Consider the following 20,433-nt stretch of genomic DNA (forward strand, 5'->3'; position numbering starts at 1 on the left):
ACCTTTTCAAAAACTTTCCCTGCAACAGTTAGGGCTCATAAACGCGCACCAAATAAGAGGCTGCCGACCCTGATCATAGTACTGCCCTCTTCCAATGCGATGGTGTAATCACCACTCATGCCCATGGATAGAATATCCCATGGTTTTGCAGGGATGCTTTCTTTCCTGCGGTCGAATAATGCTTTCAGCTTTTTGAACTCATTCCGAACCAGGGTGAGGTCATCACTGAAAGAGCCCATGCCCATCAGTCCGCGGATATGCACATGGCTGAATGACCCGGGGTGGTTGTGGACGGCCTGGATGATCTCCTCCAGTTCTGATTCATCGAGTCCGAATTTGGTTTCTTCAGTGGCGATAAAAACCTGGAGGAGGCAGTTAATGACGCGGCTATTCTTCTGGCCCTGTTTGCTAATTTCTTTCAGCAGCTTGAGGCTGTCGACCCCGTGGATAAGGTGCACAAAGGGCGCGATATACTTAACCTTATTACTCTGCAGGTGGCCGATAAAATGCCAGCGGATATCAGCCGGGAGCCGCGATTGTTTATCAATCAGTTCCTGCACATAGTTTTCACCAAAATCTCTTTGCGATGCATTATACAGGTGGAGGATATCAGCAATGGGTTTGATCTTACTCACGGCAACCAGTTTGGCATTGGATTGCTGGCAGCGGTCAAGGATATTTTTGAAGTTGGCCAGGTTCACAGACATGGTGCAATTTAGGCCGAAATCCCGTTGAGAAGAAGGTCATTCGTGACAGATGTCCGCGGTGGAACTGGAAAAAAGAGATGAAAAATCGGGAAAAACAGGTGATTCGTGCCATACGGGGGGGTGTTATTCGTGACAGTCTACAGGACTCCCACCGTAGTTTCCAAGGGGTTTTTATAGGGTTTTTGCAGGGTTTTCAGGCACTATCTAAGGAATCAAGGCACTCTCAAGGCATTCTGACGGGGTTTGGTGTTGAGGGCTTTGGGGTTTGCTCCCTTAAGGTCTTTGGCTTTGCGTAGATAACAATTGTTTTTCTATAACAACAATACGGATATGATTTAAAGGATCCAAATAAAATTCGCGGGAGGTAGAAATTGATGCGCGGGAGGTATGAAAACTGGCGCAGGAGGTTTTTCCTGCAGGTGGAAATTGGATGGAATGAATGCGTTCAAATATTTTTATACGCGGAGAAAAAAGTTCGAAACAAAACCTTGGCCAAAATGAGCATTGAAAACTTAGTGAACCAGATCAATACCTACTGTAAATTATCTGAGGCCGACGTTGAAATTATCGAATCAACATTTTCGCACAATACTTTTAAGTCGAAAGAATTTGTACTACGTCAGGGACAGATTTCGAACCAGATACATTTTGTTGAAACCGGTTTAGTCCGGATCTTCCATTTTTTTAATAAAAAAATCTATCAGGCCTTATACCTTAAACAGGATTGAGAAATCACTTCTTGCTACTTGTTCTGAAACTAATATAGAAGGAAATTATCAAAATGAAATAAAAAAACCTCTCCTTTCGGAGAGGTAGTCAAGCAAGCAAAACCAAAAACTTATTTTAATATGGAGCGACTGATTACAATGCGCTGCACTTCTGAAGTTCCTTCATAGATCTGTGTGATCTTGGCATCGCGCATCAGGCGTTCAACATGATATTCTTTTACATAACCATAGCCTCCATGAACCTGTACTGCTTCCGTTGATATCCACATGGCCGCTTCTGAAGCAAACACCTTGGCCATAGAGCCACTGATGGTATAATCGATATTGTTGTCTTTCTCCCAGGCTGCTTTAAGACATAGCAAACGTGCAGACTCAACTTTTGTAGCCATATCAGCCAGCTTGAACTGGATGGCCTGGTGATGCATGATCTCCTTGCCAAAAGCTTTCCGCTGTTTTGAATAGGCTAACGAAAGTTCATAGGCACCGCTGGCAATTCCGAGAGCCTGTGCTGCAATCCCGATCCTTCCACCTGCAAGTGTTTTCATGGCAAACTTAAATCCAAATCCATCCGCTCCTATCCTGTTCTCTTTGGGCACTTTCACATCCGTGAAAGAAATACTATGCGTATCGCTACCCCGAATTCCCATTTTATTTTCTTTGACGCCCACAGAAACACCTGGCCAGTTCTTTTCTACAATGAATGCATTGATTCCGTGAGAGCCCTGGTTAATATCTGTTTGCGCAATTACTAAATAAACCGAAGCAGATGAACCATTGGTGATCCAGTTTTTTATGCCGTTAAGGAGGTAATGATCGCCCTTGTCTTCGGCTGTTGTGCGCTGAGAGGTTGCATCACTTCCAGCTTCCGGCTCACTGAGCAGGAATGCGCCTATATAGAGTTCACCATCCTTTTTGCCCTGTGCCAACGGTGTGAGGTATTGCTGCTTCTGCTCCTCTGATCCGTATGCTTCAAGTCCCCAGCAAACAAGACTGTTGTTAACACTCATACATACACTCACACTGGCATCTATCTTACTGATCTCTTCCATGGCAAGCACATAACTGATGGTATCCATCCCTGATCCGCCATATTTAGGATCAACCATCATTCCCATAAAGCCCAGATCAGCAAGCTTCATCACCTGTTCACGCGGAAACTTCTGATTATCATCTCTTTCTATCACCCCCGGCAAACATTCGTTCCGGGCAAAATCACGCGCCGCCTGTTGGATCATCAAATGTTCTTCGCTTAACTGGAAATGCATATGCCTGCTTTAAAGTGGAGCAAAAATAACCGAAAACACCATTCAACTAACAACTGTTAGCAGGAAATTTTAAAAAAATAGTGCAATTGCACTAATTCCTAAGCCACTGTGGTTAGCTTCAATTTAAAATGTGCTGGCATGAATGAAAACGATGAAAAGATGAGCAGACTGGATGCTGCTTTCTGGGATGCCCGTTACCGCAATGCAGAAACAGGATGGGATACCGGGAAGGTAACGGAACCAATGAAGGCTTATATCGATCAACTGCATGACCTCGATACTAAGATTCTTGTACCCGGCTGTGGCAATGCTTATGAAGTGGGCTATCTGCTCGAAAAAGGCTTCCGGAATATAACGGCCATCGATATATCCTCTTTGCTGACTGACCGCCTGCGTAAAAAATTCAGCGAGGAGGAAGGAAAGAGACTAACAATTATTAGCGGTGATTTTTTTGAACTGGCAGGAAGCTATGATCTCATTCTTGAACAAACCTTCTTTTGTGCCCTTCCCCTTTATCGAAGGAAAGATTATGTAAGAACGATGTACCGCCTTCTTAAGCCTGGGGGGAAGATAGCCGGTGTATTATTTGATCGTGAATTTGTGGGGGGGCCACCATTTGGAGGAAGCAGAGCCGAATACGAGGAATTGTTCTCTGCTGAATTCAATAAAAGATCAATGGAGCCTTGTTACAACTCTATTGATCCGAGAAAAGGTGCTGAACTATTTATCATTTTTGAAAAGGATAAATGATCTTACAGATGATAACGACAACCTGAGTCCGGATGAAAAAATCCTTTCCTCAAAAGTGTGGAAGATCCAGTCGCTAACAACCAAGAGGACGGTGAATCCTGAGCAGGACAGCTCTATCATGAAACCTTGTATCAACGATGCAACTATCCATCTTTATACCGGGATGAGTTTTGATCTCAAAGACAATTCAACATCGGGATGTGATTCAACAGTTTTTGGATTTGACAAGGGCAGATGGTCGTTCAATGAAACCAACGACAGTCTTTACCTCGATGGCACTAAAAGAGACAGCCATTGTGCTGATTATCTTTTCTTTCAAACCAGTGGTTCCTGCTGACTTAAACAGTGGAAAGAACCAAGTCCCCAGATGATCTCTGTTGAATCAATGCCAACTACTTCCCTATCGGGAAAACAACCGGCTATGATGCTGATGGCCTTCTCATCTTTTGGTGAACGGAAGGTTGGTACGATCACTGAATTATTAGCAATATAGAAGTTTGCATAAGATGCAGGAAGGCGTTGGTCATCGTATATAACGAGGTCGGGCATAGGCAGCTCAACAATATTCAACTGCTTGCCACTGAGAAGTCGCATCGCATTCAGTTGCTTAAGGTTCTTTTGCAGCAACTCATAATTTTCATCGGTCTTATTTTCTTCCACAACTGCCAGTACGGTATCTTCATTTACAAAACGTACCGTATCATCAATATGTCCGTCGGTGTCATCTCCAACAATACCATCATCCACCCATAGCACCTGTTCCACGCCGTAATACTTAACGAGGTATTCTTCGATCTCTTCCTGTTTTAATTCAGGGTTTCGGTTTGGATTAAGCAAACAGGCAGTAGATGTTATAAGCGTTCCCTTACCATTGAAATCTACCGAGCCTCCCTCCATGATAATTCCCGGATAATAAACCGGAATATCATAATGCCTTGCAATCAATGTTGGTATTATATCATCAAAATCATAAGGAGGATATTTTCCTCCCCAAGCATTATAATTCCAGTCAACGATCACTTTCTTTATATCGGCAGTTGGATTAATGAGGAAAGCGGGACCATGATCACGGCACCATGCATCATTGGTAGGATGCATAAAAAACTCAACCTTATCTAAATCAACACCTGTCTGCCGGAGATGAGAAACAGCGAAGGCCTGCATTTTTTCGTTATTAACGTTGATGCATACCCGCTCCCCTTTTGTCAGTTCCTTTATGAACTGCGCATAATAGGGAAAAATGGTATCGATCTTTCCGGGCCAGGATGCTTCTTTATGCGGCCAGCTCAGCCAGGTAGCCTCGTGCCGATCGAACTCAGCCGGAAAATAATAGCCCGCATCAGCGGGTGCGGGTTGCTGCAGACCTTTGAACGGATCAGTTTTCATCGATGAATCTTTTAGTGATGGGTTGGTAAGAATCGATCCGACGGTCGCGCAGGAATGGCCAATGTGTGCGGTACTGGTCTGTTTTGCCAAGGTCAAGTTCCATTACATGCACTTCCTCCTGCTCATGCGAGGCTTTATAAAGAATGGTACCGAATGGATTGGCAATAAATGATCCTCCCCAGAATTTCATCGCGCCTTCCTGTTCAAATCCAACACGGTTTACACTTACAACATGTATACCATTGGCAACAGCATGACTTCTCTGTATTGTTTGCCAGGCATTATATTGTTCTGTATTGGTGTCTTCTTGCTGTGAGGTGGCCCAACCGATGGCCGTTGGATAGAAAAGGATCTCAGCACCCATCAGGGCAGTGATCCGCGCTGCTTCCGGATACCATTGATCCCAGCAGATCAGGACGCCAAATGTGGCAAATTTTGTTTTGAAAACTTTATAGCCAAGATCACCGGGAGTGAAATAAAATTTCTCATAATAAGAAGGATCATCGGGAATATGCATCTTGCGATATTTCCCCAGGTAGGATCCATCTGCATCAAGAACTGCTGTCGTATTATGATAGATACCCTGTGTTCTTTTTTCAAAGAGGGAGGCGATTATTACCACGCCCAGTTCTTCTGCAACAGTACTGAGTGATTCAGTGGAGGGACCCGGAATGGGCTCTGCCAGTTTGAAATTCTCATAATCCTCCACATCACAGAAGTAGAGAGAGGTGAAAAGTTCCTGCAGGCAAATGATCTGCGCACCCTTAGAGGCCGCATCCCTTATTCCGCTGATGGCTTTTGCTAAATTCTCATCTTTATTGGCGGTACAACTCATCTGTACCAGGCCTACTTTAACATTCGACATAAGGCTCAAATTGAGCACCAAATGTAAGACTTGTGAATGAAGTAAGCCCTCTACTTACTAGGCCCTGCCCATTTGCTTCAGGAAAGACACATGCGATGCGATGGCATAACGTGTTTTTGGATATTCTATATAGGGAATACCATATTCGATGCAGGTATTGCGAATGATCTTACTGATAGCAGGATAATGCACGTGAGATATCTTGGGGAAGAGATGGTGTTCAACCTGGAAATTGAGTCCACCCACCAGCCAGTTCACCACTTTGTTATTGGTTGCAAAGTTGGCAGTTGTCTTTAACTGATGAACAGCCCACTCATCTTCAAGTCTTCCCGTTTCAGCATCCGGCATTGGAAATGCAGTATGCTCAACTGTATGTGCTAACTGGAATACTATACTGATGATGAAACCTGCAAGCGTTGAGAAAATCAGGAAACCAATCAGCCAGGTCTGGAACCCAACCATATAAATTGGTATGCCTACATAGAGTGCGAGGTTAACAACCTTGAACGACCAGAAAGTAATATGGTCAGCAACTTTCATTTTCTTAAGGGGCATGCTACCGATCTTGCTGCGGAAATATTTGGTATAATCAAGCACAAATATCCAAAGGATGTAAAGCAGTGAATAAAGCAACCAGAAATAAAGGTGCTGGTATTTATGAAAGGAATATTTCTTCTGGGTAGTGCTCATCCTCATCCAGGGCTGGATATTGATATCGTCATCAATACCATCCACATTGGTATAGGCATGGTGAATAACATTGTGCTTCACATTCCACATAAAGTGATTACCTCCGAGGATATTGAGAGAGAGGGCTGCGAGCCTGTTGATCCACTTATATTTACTGAAGCTTCCATGGGCTCCGTCATGCATAACGTTGAATCCGATAGCGGCAACAATTCCTCCAAGTGCCACACACTCAAGTACGGCAAGCCATATCACAGGGGTGAAGAACACCAGGTGAACATACACGAATACAAAAGCGATCAGTAATATGATGGCCTTGGTATAGAGTGTCATGTTTCCGGTAGTGGACTTACCTCTTTCTTCGAAATAATTGTTGATACGCTTTTTTAACTCCGCATGAAATGACTGAGCGGAATTGGAGAATTTTGGAGTAACCATTAGACTTAAATGAGTTCTTGTTGGATATTAAGATGCGAAATTAAGGGCAATGGTGGCAGAAAACCCTGTTTTGATTAATTTATGACAGTATTATGGTAAACGGACACTAAGTTTCATTCTGGATAATAGCATCTAACTTGCTGATCCCCAGTGTCTTTTGTGTCCTGAACCCTTCCGCATATTTCACCCCTATTCTTTTTCCCAGCATTCTTGCCCTCGCTACCACACTATCCCTGAAATCGGGGGTTGAGATATAGGTCTGGAGACCTTCATTCTCCATATCAGGATTGTAGAACTGGGTGGTATAGGCTTCAATAGCCTGCATCCGCTGGTCAAAGACATCGCTGATATCCACTAGAAAATGAGGCTCCTGGAGGCGGTCCTGGATATAATGGAAGATATTTTTGGGCCTCCACCGTTCCTGGGGCTTGCCATCCTGATCAACGGTTTCAATCTTTACCAGTCCCGCAAGAAAACAGGAATCCGCGATCAGCTTTCCCGCCCTGCCGTGATCAGGATGACGGTCTTCCAGTGAATTTGCCAATACTATATCGGGCTGGTAAGTTCGGATGGCGCGGATCAGGTGCCTTTGGTGTGCTTCATCATTTGTAAAAAAGCCATCCCTCATTTTGAGGTTCTCCCTAACATGGATACCCATTATACCTGCAGCCGCGGCTGCTTCTGCATAACGGGTTTCGATGGTTCCCCGGGTTCCAAGTTCACCCTGGGTGAGGTCGAGGATCCCCACTTTCTTTCCATTTTTTATTTCATTGATGATGGTTCCGGAGCATCCCAGCTCCACATCATCGGGATGTACGCCTATTGCCAGAATATCTAGTTTCATAGGGTGCAAATGTACTGAGTTTATTATCCTACCTTTGCGCAAATTTTGATATATGATTACATTCGAAGGGTTAGGTCTTGATGAGCGATTGGTAAAAGCTACTTCAGCACTTGGATACATTAACCCTACTACCATACAGGAGAAAGCAATTCCTGTATTATTGAGCGGCACAACCGATTTTATCGGTCTGGCCCAAACCGGCACCGGTAAAACGGCGGCCTTCGGACTTCCCCTATTACAACTGATAAAGCCTACCGACAAATATCCACAGGCCCTGATCGTTTGTCCAACCCGCGAACTCTGCATGCAGATCGTGAACGAGATGGAGTCTTTTAAAAAGCATATGACTGGTATCAACCTGGTAGCAGTTTATGGAGGCACACCTATTGGCGGACAGATCCGCGAAATCAAGCGCGGCGTTCAGATAGTGGTGGCAACACCTGGCCGACTGATCGACCTGATTGAGCGCAAAGCGATCAACCTGGACCAGATCAAATATGTTGTTCTTGATGAAGCGGATGAGATGCTGAACATGGGTTTCCAGGATGATATTGAATTCATCCTGAAGAACACGCCCCTGCGTGAGAGCACCTGGTTATTCAGTGCTACTATGCCTACCGAAATTAAAAAGGTTAGCAAGAAGTACATGAAAGATCCGAAAGAAGTGCAGGTTGGAAAAGTGAACACCGGTAACAAGGACATTGACCATCAGTATTTTGTTGTGAGTGCCCAGCACCGTTATGATGCACTGAAAAGACTTATCGATTTCAATCCGGGTATGTATGGAATCATCTTCACCCGTACCAAGCTGGATGCGCAGGATATTGCCGAGAAGCTTACCAGGGAAGGTTATGATATTGATGCATTGCATGGTGACCTCACCCAGGCCCAGCGTGATAAGGTAATGGGACAGTTTCGTGATAAGACCCTCCAGTTACTGATTGCTACTGATGTTGCCGCAAGAGGTATTGATGTGCAGGGTATCACCCATGTCATCAACTTTGAGCTTCCCGATGATATGGAGGTTTATACCCACAGAAGTGGCCGTACTGGAAGAGCAGGTAAGACAGGCGTTTGTATGTCGATAATACATAGCCGTGAAACATTCCGCCTCCGTCAGATTGAGCGACTTATCCAGGCACCATTCCATAAAATGGAAATACCAACGGGTAAGGATGTTTGCCGCAAGCAGTTTTTCTATTTCATGGATAAATTATTGCAGACCGATATCAGTCATGGTAATTATGAGACCTATGTTCCGATGCTGGAAGAAAAATTTGCTGACATCAGTAAGGAAGATATCCTTAAGCGTGTTGCCGCGATGGAGTTTGACCGCTTCCTGAAATATTATGATAATGCGGAAGACCTGAACATCCGTGATGATAAGAGAACAAGGGTTTCTCCAATGCGTGAGGGTGCTGGCCGCGACCAGGCCCGTACAAGGGATACTCGTGGCCGTGAGTTTGCCGGAACAGGAAATTATACCAAGCTGTTCGTGAATCTTGGCACGAAAGATGGTTTCTATAAGGCCAGCTTCCTGCAATACATCCTCGACCTAAGTGAGATCAAAAAAGAATCACTTGGCAGGATAGATATGAAGGAAATGAACAGCTGGATCGAGATAGATAAGTCTTCTGCCAACAAGATGATAAAAGCACTTGATGGCAAAACTTACAAAGGTCGCAGGATCCGTATGAATGATGCCAGCAGCCGTTGAGGTTTGGCCAATTGAGGTCGGTAAAGTAGATTCGCAAATACTCAAATCAATAAATAACTAAATAATTCAATATGGCATACGATGTTATCGTCATAGGTAGTGGTCCGGGTGGATATGTGGCTGCTATCCGTGCATCCCAGCTTGGCTTTAAAACAGCTATTATAGAAAAGGAAAGTCTGGGTGGCGTTTGTCTCAACTGGGGTTGTATTCCAACCAAGGCTCTCCTCAAGAGTGCCCAGGTTATGGAATATGTGAAGCACGCGAAAGACTATGGAATTGAAGCCACGGGCACCCACAATTTCGAAGCTGTTATAAAGCGCAGCCGGGGTGTTGCCGATAAAATGAGCAAGGGAGTTCAGTTCCTGATGAAGAAGAATAAGATCGACGTGGTCATGGGTTTTGGAAAGGTGAAGGCGAAGGGAAAAGTTGAAGTGACAAAAGCGGATGGCAATAAGGAAACTGTTGAAGGAAAGTATATCATCATCGCTACGGGTGGCCGTAGCCGTGAGCTTCCCAACCTTAAGCAGGATGGAAAGAAAGTTATTGGTTACCGTGAGGCGATGTCATTGCCAACCCAACCAAAAAGCATGATCGTTGTTGGTAGTGGTGCCATTGGTGTTGAGTTCGCTTATTTCTATAACAGCATGGGTACTAAGGTTACTATCGTTGAGTTTATGCCACGTGTAGTTCCTGTTGAAGACGATGACATCTCCAAAGAACTGGAAAAGCAATACAAAAAGCAGGGCATTGAGATCATGACCAATGCATCTGTTGAAAGCCTCGACAGCTCTGGCAATAGTGTTAAAGCAAAGGTGAAGACAGCAACGGGAGAGATCACACTTGAGGCAGATGTTGTTCTGAGTGCAGTTGGCGTATCTGCGAATATTGAAGGAATCGGACTGGAAGAAACCGGAATAAAAACTGATAAGGGTCGTATTGTAGTAGATAAGTTTTACCAGACAAGTGTTCAGGGCATTTATGCCATTGGGGATTGTGTACCTGGACAAGCGCTAGCGCACGTGGCTTCAAAGGAAGGCATCATCTGTGTTGAGAGCATTGGTTACAATGAGAAGAAATACAATCATCAGCCAGAAGCGCTTGATTATGGAAACGTGCCGGGATGTACTTATTGTACACCTGAGATCGCTTCTGTTGGTTTCACGGAGAAGGCTGCAAAAGAGGCTGGCTATGAGATCAAGGTTGGCAAGTTCCCACTAAGTGCATCAGGAAAAGCATCTGCTGCCGGAGCAACAGAAGGTTTTGTAAAAGTTATCTTCGATGCTAAGTATGGCGAATGGCTTGGCACGCACATGATCGGTTATAATGTAACCGAACTCATTGCTGAAACTGTAGTGGCGCGTAAACTGGAGACAACATATCATGAGGTGTTGAACAGCATCCATCCGCACCCAACCATCAGTGAAAGCATCAAAGATGCAATTGAGGTTGCCTATGGTGAAGCTATCCACCTGTAAACAATTTATATGCATTGAAAAAAGGTTCCATATTTTTATGGAACCTTTTTTATTGGCATAATAGTCAGCATATGAAAAAAATTCTTTTCCTCTCCCTGATGATCATGATAACAATTGCTTCCTACGCACAGGAAGTAGAGCGGGTACCCTGCCCTCCCCTGCGCACCTATGCCATCAAATTAGCGCCTGCTGCAATCATGTTCGGCAAAGTATCGCTGGGTGGTGAATATGTTTATAGTGAAAGGAAATCACTGACTTTTTATGTGGGTGTTCCATTCAATAAAACAGGTAATGTTTCTTTTGATGAGGATGTGAGCAAGGTTGGTTCAAAAACATTTTCCATCATGGGAGGTTATCGCTACTATCTTAAAAAGCAGAACATGAAAGGATTCTATATTGAACCTTTTATCAAATATCTTAATCACAAGGGTGATGGCGTTCTGGAAGGAACACTTGGACCAAAATCTGTTTTACTCGATTATAATTCGGACTATAATGGAATAGGGCTGGGTGCACAACTTGGCGTTCAGTTCATTATTGGAAAGAAGCTTGTGCTCGACTGGTTCCTGCTTGGACCGGAATTGAACAGTGGAAAAATAAACAGCAATTTCCGCGATATAACTTCAAGTGACTGGTCAGAACAGGATGCGGCGGAGATAGAAGCTGATATTGAAGATGTGCTTCAGGATATTCCGCTGATCGGTAAAAAGATTGAAGTGGATGTGAATGGTTCTACCAAAACAGTAACAGGAAAATATAAAGGTTTGCTACCGGGTATCAGGTCGGGAATATCTATTGGTTACCGCTTCTAAAGATCATAACTTAACAAATCTTTCAATTGAAGCTCCCGGCTGATCGGCCCTTATCATATATTGTCCGGCGCGTAATCCCGAAATATCAACAACAGCCCGGGCCTTATTAACCGGCACAGTCAGCATGGCCTGACCGATCATGTTGTAAACAGTGAGCCGGGTAATTTTTGATCCAGATAAAACATCAATAATGATCTCACTTGTAGCGGGAACAGGATATACTTTAAATGCAGACACGGCAAGCTCAGAAACTTTTGAAGCACCGTTCCAGTTAGCATCCAGTACTGTTCCAGGCGCACCCAGCGCACCTGAAGATAATAATGCCTGGCGTGGTGCACCTGATTCAAACTGACTGCGCATTTTTCTTTTCTGTCCCTCCGTGAACATGTACATACAAGCATCATCTGTCAGGTCCATGAAGTTCATGTACATATCCCCCTTTTTATCATTACCGCAAGTTTGAACAACTCCTGAAGGGCACCCCCTGTTATAACTTTTCTGGGAAGGTGTATCATCAATACCATCATCACCGCAATATCCATCACCCCAGATATGCTTAAGTCCAAGCCAATGCCCGATCTCATGCACTGCAACGCGACCCATATTATAACTACCCAATTTGTTGATGGTGCCGAAAACCATTTCATTCAGTACAACACCATCAGTGGAAGCAGGTGAACCCGGAACACTAGCATATCCCAATACACTATTTAAAAGACTGCCTACCCAGATATTGAGGTAATGATCATTTGTCCAGGCATCATCACCACCTTTAGCGCTATACTTGATACGGTCATCAAGACTGAACATGGAGATATTTGTTTTCTTTCGAATAATTCCTGATGTTGGATTACCTGCAGGATCAATTTTGGCGAGTTCGAAACGGATCAGGCTTTTTCCAACTACTCCTTTGAAACGCTCCGGAACGTTGGCGAGGTCGGCATTGCGGCCGGCGAAATCGCGGTTCAATGCTGCGATCTGTGAATGCACCTGCTCATCCGGAATGCTGGTGATGCTGTTGGTAAGAATATGCACTACTACAGGAATTATGATCTCCCGGTTTGCATTAATTGACTGCGAATTGCCTGAATAAATTGTATTGCTGATGGACGGAACAGCATTCGTTCCGTTAGAGTTGTAAGTGTACGGGATTGAGCCAGATTGATGACAGGTTTTTTGAGCCTTCATCAAAATGGGTACGAAAAGCGAAAAGAGTACTGCAATGATCCGTCTCATTAAAATTTTCATTTGGTGGACGGCCATTCATAGCTGGATCAACAGTAATTCATTGGGTAGATTTCAGCGCTTTCGGTAGGATATTGCAGTGAATAGAGGGTAAAGCAACATATTTTTCTTTATAAATCAAAGCCTTCTGACAATATTTTTGATTTTGTTTGGTCATATCAAGAGCCAGGGATTGTATTTTTACCCTAATAAAATCAGCATGAAGTCAAGTCTGAAAACAGTTTTTATCGCCATTTCCGCCTTTATGATCCTCGCCTGCAACACGGTTGACCAGGGAAATACAGCACAGGGCGACAATAATTTTGGTAATGTAGCAGCGCCGGCTTCTATTCAATATAATGTACTGAATGTGTACCCCCATGATACTACCTCCTACACACAGGGTCTGATGGTTCATAATGGCCAGCTCTATGAAGGAACCGGTGGTAGTCCGGAGTATTCACATTATAAATCGTGGGTGGGCAAGGTTGACCTGCAATCGGGCAAGGTTACCGGCAAAGTTCCCCTGGAGAACCAGTATTTCGGGGAAGGTATAACGGTGTTGGGAGATAAACTTTACCAGCTTACGTGGACAAGCAAAAAGGGTTTTATTTATGACCTCGCCACCATGAAAAAGATCCAGGAATTCCCCCTGAAAACTGAGGGATGGGGTATTACTACAGACAGTACAAATCTTATTGTATCTGATGGCAGCAGTAATCTTTATTATCTTAATCCAACTGATTTTTCAACCATAAAAATTCTGGGAGTAAATGATAATAACGGCCCGGTAAATAATTTAAATGAGTTGGAGTTTATCAACGGATACATTTATGCCAATAAATACCAATCGAATTATATCCTGAAAATTGATCCATCAAACGGACAGGTGGTGGGAAGGGCAGATATGGGAGGCCTTCTTGAAAAGTATGCAAAGGAGAATGCAAAAGAAGATAAATACAATAATGGGGAAGGTGTACTGAATGGCATTGCATATGATGCAGCCTCGGGTAAAATTTATATAACAGGCAAACTATGGCCTAAGCTATTTGAGATCACGCTGCAGTAATTTATTTGAATGCACAGTATATGATGGAGCTTGCGCTTTCAGTATTTGAAAGCGCTTTTTTATTGGATCTGATGCCTTCTACAAAAGCGCTTATATATCCCTGTTTCCCTTTTTTATATTGCTCGCTCAGCATGCTGATGTAAAAACTGTCGAACCACATTGGATGCATCGATCTTATTTCCAGGCCATGCTGTGCCAGCAATGTTCTTACAGAAAGCGGGGAAAAATGATAGAGATGCCGGGGAACATCATAAGCAGCCCAGTGTGATCTGTAATGGGCCGCATCATCGGATGTGTAGTTAGGCAATGCAAGGATAAATAATCCTCCTTCTACCAGCAGGGTGCGGATCTGATTGATATAAGCATGCAGGTCATGCACATGTTCCAGCACGTGCCACATGCTGATGATATCAAAGCTCTTTTCATTTAGATTAAAAAGATTATCTGCATCAGCAAAATTCAATCCATAGCGATCATGGGCCTGCTTTCGTGCACCGGCATCTGGTTCCAGTCCGGTCACCGTCCATCCATGCTCTTTCATCTCGTTTAGAAAAGCCCCCGTTCCTGCGCCAAGGTCAAGTATGCTGCCTGTATTTTTTCCACAGGTATTCTGAACAAGCTTACGCTTCTGCCTAAGTGTATATTGACGAACAAGATGATAGGCAGAATTAACCAGTCCTTTTTTTGTATCGGAATGTGAAATGTAATTCTCCGATTGATAATAAGGACCAATTGATCCTGCATCCGGAACATCCTGTGTAAAGCGAAGCTTGCAGTTGTTACATTGCCATATCGAAAAGATTTCTCCTGACACTGTATGGTCTTTTGCTTCCATCACCGGCTGGATGGCTGCATCCCCGCAAACAGGGCAATTTTGATAATGAGTTAATGACATAATACGGGGAAGAATTAACGACTCAGTTCAGGCATCTTTTTGGCGGGCACAACAGTTTGATTTCCGGCAGCAGCCGCATTGAAACCATTTTTAAAAAACTGGAAGAAACAAATGCTAAGCGCAACTGCAGCAATGATGATGGCATAAGTCCACCACGATTCTCTTTCAACATGAACACCGGTTAAAAGCTCGGGCATTTCGGTATTGGTTCTTTCCACATCTCCTACAAGAATCTGGTGCTCAGTATTCTCCCTTAGGATCCTTACAGCAGAAACTGGTTTCAATGGCCTTAGCAATGCCTGATCAGCTTCAAAAAAAATTTCGCCATCATCATCCGTATGAAAAAATCCCAGTCCAGGCCACTCTGCCTTTTCGCGATTTCTTATTCTAGTGCGCAGTTCATAAGCGAACTCGTTATACCATTTCATTGCTTCATGATCAGCTATGCGTTTACGGGAAGCCAGGTATCCAAAGAAATCCTTATCAGGGGCATCAAAATATTTATCGAAGCGAAAGGTAAAACCGGGAGGGAGCAATTGCCTGTTCACAAAATCAGTACGTGCGGGTATACGCTCCATATGGAGAGTACCCATTCCGGGTATGCTCACACTTTTGTGCTGGAATAAATAACTATTTAATATCTCCATCTATCAATCGGTTGACCATCGCAAAAGAACCATATTTTATGCTGACTGGCAAAATTAAGGTGGCTAATTTTGGCCAAAGCGGAAGATGACACCTCCCAGCAGGTTAAAGCCGAACACTTCATATTGGTTCCAGCGCTGGTAATTATTGTTGAAGATATTGTTTGTCTGCAGCCAGAGATTGAGCTTTTTAGAAACCCGGAAATCGAGTCCCGCATTAAGATCAAAGGCCTTATCCCCCTTGCGGGCATTGCCTTCCTTAGTTCTGTATGCAGGGCCATCCCAGGCAAAAAGGTCGGCTTTAAAGCTTAGATCTTTCAGCACTTTCCACCGCAGGGCCGCCTTCACCTCGAGGGGTATCAATCCCCATGCCCTTGTTTGTCCTCCAATTTTTGTGAAGTTGTTATAGGTTAGTCCTGTGGTAAAACTAAACTCCTCGCCCCTCAGGTATCCCAACTCACCATGAAACTGCAATACTTCCATTGAGGGAGAATAGACGGTTAAGAATGTCTTACCATCAACCTGGTCGTTCACAAAAAGATTTACATTTTTCTGTTCTGAATAAGCGGCCTTAGCGTTGAAAATAAATCCACTGGCAAGATTCCCTTTGAATCCAACATATGCTTCCCGGATACGGTGGTTAAGAAGTTCATCCGGTGCTGCAATCCATGGATTGATACCGGCAAAACGCTGGTAAGATCCTTTATTGAAATAGCCGATCCATCCTCCCTGGAGAGAAAAACGCTGATCATTGGTTGTAAGCTCAGCCATGATATTAGGTAACATGGTAAATTCCTTGTTATCCCAGGAAGGAAGTATTCCTGTATGTATATATACATTAGGGGTCTTCAAAAGCAATGCAGGTGAAATCGTAATCAGGTTGTTCTTAATATCATCACCCGATTCGGGTTTATAGCGGGTGAGGTCGGCCATGAACCCAAGGTTAAAGCCAAACATTTTGCCGAATGTCTTTTGCAGGGGCAGGTTGAAAACAAAATTATTTTCGGTTGATTTATTGCCATCATTCTTACCGGCGAAGGCATCGAAGGTTAGTGTGGGAGAATAGCTGATCCCATATTCTGTTGGATTGGTATTGCGAAATCCAATATAACCATCAACGGTTTGAAATCTTTGTTTAAGATCTGATTTTGAAAACTCGAGGGTGGTAGGCTTGTAACCATATAAAAAATAGTCTTCACCTCTGAAACCCAGCTTTCCTGAAAGTTCATGATCGTCACTTACTTTGTAAGAACCTCTTAACTGGAAATCACCCAGGTTGTTTTTCTGAAAGGGCAGTTTACCTTTTGAACTGTAATATTCAGCATAGGCGCTCATGAATGCGCGGCTACCGTCACCAAAGCTTGCAGCACCCTGTAAATAAGGAAGGTGATAATTGCCCGCACCTATCTTGAGGTACTGGTTATCTTTCCATGCGAGCATAGAATCTGTTTCAAGTGCAATCGGTTTTAGGGTTCCGGGTTGATAAGGTACCCTTACCTGTTGCCTTGGAATATCGTAATTCAATAAAGGCCTGGTGGTGTCAAGCTTTGGCAATGCTGCCGGGAAATTTAGCTTAACCGCATCTCTGAGAACAGGTTTATAAGTGGAGGTGATATCTATTGTTTTCCTTTTGCTTGTATCCTGTGCCTGGGTGATACCACAGGTGCCAATAAAAAATATTAATCCAAATGAATACCTGAAATATCTTTTGCTTTTCATAGCTACCATTTCAATTGTGTGATCAATCATTACCGGAAACTTTTGACTGGGTGCGTTCTGCCTCTGTTGCTTCATTAAGTTTTCTTTGCGCTTCTTCCTTCAGCTCAGGAATGGCTGCATTCTCTACAACACTCTGGAATGTGGCCTTGGCATTGAAATAATCTTCCTGTTTCATATAGATATCGCCCAGCAGGATGTAGGCTTTCGTGACCCATAATTCATAGGAGCCGCTTTTATTGATTACTTCGAAGGCACTCTTTTCTGCTTCTTTCCATTTCGACTGACTAAACTGGCTGTTGGCGATCTCATATCTTGCCTCTGCACTCAATGCACCTTTACTGCCTGCAGCAGCTGCCTTGTAATAAGATATTGCAAGATCATATTGCCCTACTTTCTGAGCTGATCTTCCGAGAACCATATTGGAAAGAAGTTTATCATCAGCATTGGCACCTTTCATTAAAAGGAGTTCCTTAGCATTTGCTGTTGCTTCCACCCACTGCTCCAATTGATACTGGCTTCTCAGCAAGCCGCGTGCTGCCTCCAGCTTGTTCTCCTCAGAGCTTGCAAACTCTTTGAGTTTTGTATAATAAGTGGCTGCCTTTTCATAATTCTTCAATTCGAAAAAGTTAAGTCTTGCCGCCTGAAGAAGAGATTTCTCACCAAAGCGATTGGGGGCCCTGTCGGCAACTGCCTGGTAAGCTTCGGCAGCTTTTAGCCATTCTTTTCTACCGAGATGAATCTCCGCCTTATAATAATTTGCTTCTATGAAATAACGTCCCTGCGGATAACGTGAGAGATAAGAATCAAAGCGCTGCAAAGCATTCGTGAAGTTGCCATTGCTAAGCTGTACTTCTGCTTCTGCATAAGCCAATGAATCGGCTTGTGCACCAGAAATATCGCGTCCCATCTTCTTGGCAAAATCTACATACTCTCCGCTCCTGCCCTCTTCCACATAAATGGAACGGGCATTGTCGAGCGCTTCTTCGGCCTCGGAAGAATTTGGATATTGTTGCAGCAGGGTATTGTATTGCGATAATGCTTCTGTATTATTACCGAGGTTATAATGTGCTATACCTGCCTTCAGGTAGGCACCCGGCTTAAGCGCTTCACTTCTTGAATCTTTGAGCACTGCATTAAGATATGGGATAGCCTCCCGGAATTGCTCATTGGAAAGTAGTGTATTGGCGATCTCAAGATTTGCATCGGGCACGAGAGATGAGGAAGCATAGTTGCGTTGCATTTGTTGTAGCAACCTGATCTTTTCAGCACTGTTCTTGATACCTGCAATCATTGCACGCTGGAAACTGGCATAATCGCTGGCGGCCCAGCCCATCCGTATAACCTGGTCGTACATAACATCAGCCTTTCCATAACTACGCTGCATATACTGGGCATCGGCCGAGCGGAGGAAAGCATCCTGCTCAACTGCAGTGGAACGGGCTGAAGGAAGTTTTACAACTTTTTCAAATTCTGTGAATGCCGGAGCATACATTTCCTTTTTCAGGTAAGCATATCCAAGATTATAATTTGCATTTGCCGGGTTCACTTCACTATTAACAGTACCCGAACTAAGATACTCGCGATAATAACGTATGGCCTCGTCATACCTTCCCCTCCTGAAGGCCAGTTCCCCTTTCCAGAATTGTACCAGGGGTAAAACCTGCTGGTTTTGCGGAGCATTTAATGCTTTGTCCAATAACTCCTCCGCCTGGTTGAGCATACCATCATTTATGAGTTCTGTAGCGCGGCCATAGAGGATAGGTGGATAGTAGGCCTTTACCTGTTCGGAAGGATTTTTAATGGTCTCAAGCATTACAATGGCGTCTTTGTAATTACTTGTTTTTGTCATTACCCCGATCAATACTTCCCTTGCTTCCTTTTGATAAACAGAAGCCGGGTAGCGTTGAATAAAATCCTGCAATTCAGTAAGTGCAATATCATGGTATCCTAATTCATAGGAAAGTTTTCCATAATTGAATTTTGAAATTTCCTGTTGCGTTGGATTGCTACTGTTCAGCGCACAGAACAAAAAGGCATTCCGGGCATTGGCTTTCTGTCCGGTTTTGAGATATGCATCACCCAAGAGGTACATGGCATTTTGTGCAAGTGAATCTTCTTTACCACTCAACTGCTTAAATCCGTCAATAGATTTTTCATACTTACCGGTATGATAATAACTATAGGAAAGTTCATAAAGGTCCTGCCTGCTTAAAGAGGGCGACTTAGCTGCATAAGCTTCGAGGTATGGCAATGCTTGCTGGTAATCTCCTTTTTCGAACCATCCATGGCCCACAAGTTTTCTTAATTCAGTATCATATAATCCACTCCTGGTTTTCAGTTTGTCTTCTGCATAGCTGAGTGCTTTTTCCCGATCACCGTTGATATAGTAGATGGTTGCAATATAATATGGAACCACCTTGCCATATTCTTCATCTTTCTCCACTACCATGAATGACTTCAGGGCTTCATTATACTGCTTATCCTGAAAAGCAATGAACCCATAATAATAATTTGCAGCTGCGTAATTGGGATTATCTGGAATCTGTCGCACCGCATCCAGCAATGGTTTAGCCTCCGCAAATCGTTGAAGGTTGAAATAACTGTATCCCTGGTGAAATTTGAGGTCAGCTACTTCTTTATTGCTAAGGTGTTCAACCGTTGTTTTTTCATAATAAGTTACAGCCTGGTAATAATCTTTCTGCCTGAAATGATATTCTCCTAAATGGAAGCTCATCATTTCGACCCGGCTCTGGTTATCATCGAGATCAATAAACTCAACCGCCTGATCTACCGCCCCCTTTTCATTCTGCATTAATCCGCATGCGATGGTATAATACCGGATATCCTGGTAATTCAAAGCCTGGCCACTTCTGTCAGAAGGTCTCAACTGCTGACTGAGTTCCTTGAAAATGGGGTATGCTAAACTGTACTGCTCGCGTTGATAAAACTCTTTTGCCTGTTTGAGCCCCACCTGGGGATCAGTGAAAATACTTGTTTGCTGTGCCTGGGCAATCTGAAGTAGCGAACAGCAGACTATCGTTGTGACGACTCTTCTCACTTGTATTAGATTTAATTTTCAAAGGTCAATGGAACCTAGTAAAGATTTTAATTATTTTGATAGTGACCAAATAACATTCCAAACAACTGTGGATAATTGAAATGATTAACAATTCTTTGTCTCCAACCATTAATTTTGGCGAAAAAGGAT

Annotated in this window: 17 protein-coding genes; 6 read left to right on the forward strand and 11 right to left on the reverse strand. The window is 43.6% G+C overall.

The window, feature by feature from the left end:
* Positions 1 to 35 precede the first annotated feature (35 nt).
* Positions 36 to 707: a YggS family pyridoxal phosphate-dependent enzyme gene (locus HY58_RS12310; RefSeq protein ID WP_039132385.1), complete on the reverse strand. Its 672-nt coding sequence runs from the start codon at positions 705 to 707 to the stop codon at positions 36 to 38.
* An 838-nt stretch (positions 708 to 1,545) separates the two neighbouring features.
* The gene (locus HY58_RS12325; protein ID WP_039132391.1) at positions 1,546 to 2,700 is read right to left on the reverse strand and encodes an acyl-CoA dehydrogenase; all 1,155 of its coding nucleotides are present in this window, start codon (positions 2,698 to 2,700) and stop codon (positions 1,546 to 1,548) included.
* Between the two features lie 138 nt (positions 2,701 to 2,838).
* On the opposite strand from HY58_RS12325, the gene HY58_RS12330 reads away from it, so the two are divergent.
* Complete coding sequence (locus HY58_RS12330; protein ID WP_253271560.1) at positions 2,839 to 3,450, forward strand: methyltransferase domain-containing protein; 612 nt, start codon at positions 2,839 to 2,841, stop codon at positions 3,448 to 3,450.
* Positions 3,434 to 3,787: a hypothetical protein gene (locus HY58_RS12335; protein ID WP_039132393.1), complete on the forward strand. Its 354-nt coding sequence runs from the start codon at positions 3,434 to 3,436 to the stop codon at positions 3,785 to 3,787. The genes HY58_RS12330 and HY58_RS12335 overlap by 17 nt, the downstream gene beginning before the upstream one ends.
* On the opposite strand, the gene HY58_RS12340 is transcribed toward HY58_RS12335, so the two are convergent.
* The 4 genes from HY58_RS12340 to bshB1 form a co-directional block, all read right to left on the reverse strand.
* Positions 3,766 to 4,836: an agmatine/peptidylarginine deiminase gene (locus tag HY58_RS12340; RefSeq protein WP_052324088.1), complete on the reverse strand. Its 1,071-nt coding sequence runs from the start codon at positions 4,834 to 4,836 to the stop codon at positions 3,766 to 3,768. The genes HY58_RS12335 and HY58_RS12340 overlap by 22 nt on opposite strands.
* Entirely contained in the window at positions 4,826 to 5,701 is an 876-nt protein-coding gene (locus HY58_RS12345) for a carbon-nitrogen hydrolase (protein WP_039132395.1), read from the reverse strand. The genes HY58_RS12340 and HY58_RS12345 overlap by 11 nt, the downstream gene beginning before the upstream one ends.
* Positions 5,702 to 5,758: 57 nt before the next feature.
* The gene (locus HY58_RS12350) at positions 5,759 to 6,826 is read right to left on the reverse strand and encodes an acyl-CoA desaturase (RefSeq protein WP_039132397.1); all 1,068 of its coding nucleotides are present in this window, start codon (positions 6,824 to 6,826) and stop codon (positions 5,759 to 5,761) included.
* 106 nt (positions 6,827 to 6,932) lie between these two features.
* The gene (bshB1, locus tag HY58_RS12355) at positions 6,933 to 7,670 is read right to left on the reverse strand and encodes a bacillithiol biosynthesis deacetylase BshB1 (RefSeq protein ID WP_039132399.1); all 738 of its coding nucleotides are present in this window, start codon (positions 7,668 to 7,670) and stop codon (positions 6,933 to 6,935) included.
* 52 nt (positions 7,671 to 7,722) lie between these two features.
* Between bshB1 and HY58_RS12360 the strand changes: the two genes are divergently transcribed.
* From HY58_RS12360 to HY58_RS12370, 3 genes are all read left to right on the forward strand, one after another.
* Positions 7,723 to 9,387, forward strand: a complete 1,665-nt coding sequence (locus tag HY58_RS12360; RefSeq protein ID WP_039132401.1) for a DEAD/DEAH box helicase — start codon at positions 7,723 to 7,725, stop codon at positions 9,385 to 9,387.
* Positions 9,388 to 9,458: 71 nt separating this feature from the next.
* Positions 9,459 to 10,862 carry a dihydrolipoyl dehydrogenase gene (gene lpdA / locus HY58_RS12365; protein ID WP_039132403.1) on the forward strand — a complete coding sequence of 468 codons (1,404 nt, stop codon included), beginning with the start codon at positions 9,459 to 9,461 and terminating at the stop codon, positions 10,860 to 10,862.
* Between the two features lie 71 nt (positions 10,863 to 10,933).
* Positions 10,934 to 11,674 (forward strand): DUF3575 domain-containing protein, encoded by a 741-nt coding sequence (locus tag HY58_RS12370; protein WP_039132404.1) that lies wholly within the window; start codon positions 10,934 to 10,936, stop codon positions 11,672 to 11,674.
* Positions 11,675 to 11,677: 3 nt separating this feature from the next.
* Here HY58_RS12370 and HY58_RS18925 read toward each other — a convergent pair whose 3' ends face one another.
* Complete coding sequence (locus HY58_RS18925; RefSeq protein ID WP_172644659.1) at positions 11,678 to 12,910, reverse strand: M43 family zinc metalloprotease; 1,233 nt, start codon at positions 12,908 to 12,910, stop codon at positions 11,678 to 11,680.
* A 208-nt stretch (positions 12,911 to 13,118) separates the two neighbouring features.
* Here HY58_RS18925 and HY58_RS12380 point away from each other — a divergent pair, with 208 nt between their 5' ends.
* Positions 13,119 to 13,967 carry a glutaminyl-peptide cyclotransferase gene (locus tag HY58_RS12380; RefSeq protein WP_072037621.1) on the forward strand — a complete coding sequence of 283 codons (849 nt, stop codon included), beginning with the start codon at positions 13,119 to 13,121 and terminating at the stop codon, positions 13,965 to 13,967.
* A 1-nt stretch (position 13,968) separates the two neighbouring features.
* Here the strand turns inward: HY58_RS12380 and HY58_RS12385 are convergent, their stop codons facing one another.
* The 4 genes from HY58_RS12385 to HY58_RS12400 form a co-directional block, all read right to left on the reverse strand.
* Positions 13,969 to 14,862 carry a class I SAM-dependent methyltransferase gene (locus tag HY58_RS12385; RefSeq protein ID WP_039132406.1) on the reverse strand — a complete coding sequence of 298 codons (894 nt, stop codon included), beginning with the start codon at positions 14,860 to 14,862 and terminating at the stop codon, positions 13,969 to 13,971.
* A gap of 14 nt (positions 14,863 to 14,876) precedes the next feature.
* The gene (locus HY58_RS12390; RefSeq protein ID WP_039132408.1) at positions 14,877 to 15,509 is read right to left on the reverse strand and encodes a hypothetical protein; all 633 of its coding nucleotides are present in this window, start codon (positions 15,507 to 15,509) and stop codon (positions 14,877 to 14,879) included.
* A gap of 63 nt (positions 15,510 to 15,572) precedes the next feature.
* The gene (locus tag HY58_RS12395) at positions 15,573 to 17,225 is read right to left on the reverse strand and encodes a hypothetical protein (protein WP_156123678.1); all 1,653 of its coding nucleotides are present in this window, start codon (positions 17,223 to 17,225) and stop codon (positions 15,573 to 15,575) included.
* A 22-nt stretch (positions 17,226 to 17,247) separates the two neighbouring features.
* Positions 17,248 to 20,283: a tetratricopeptide repeat protein gene (locus tag HY58_RS12400; protein WP_052324091.1), complete on the reverse strand. Its 3,036-nt coding sequence runs from the start codon at positions 20,281 to 20,283 to the stop codon at positions 17,248 to 17,250.
* Positions 20,284 to 20,433: the final 150 nt, after the last annotated feature.

The sequence above is a fragment of the Flavihumibacter sp. ZG627 genome (assembly GCF_000814325.1).
Lineage (GTDB): Bacteria > Bacteroidota > Bacteroidia > Chitinophagales > Chitinophagaceae > Flavihumibacter.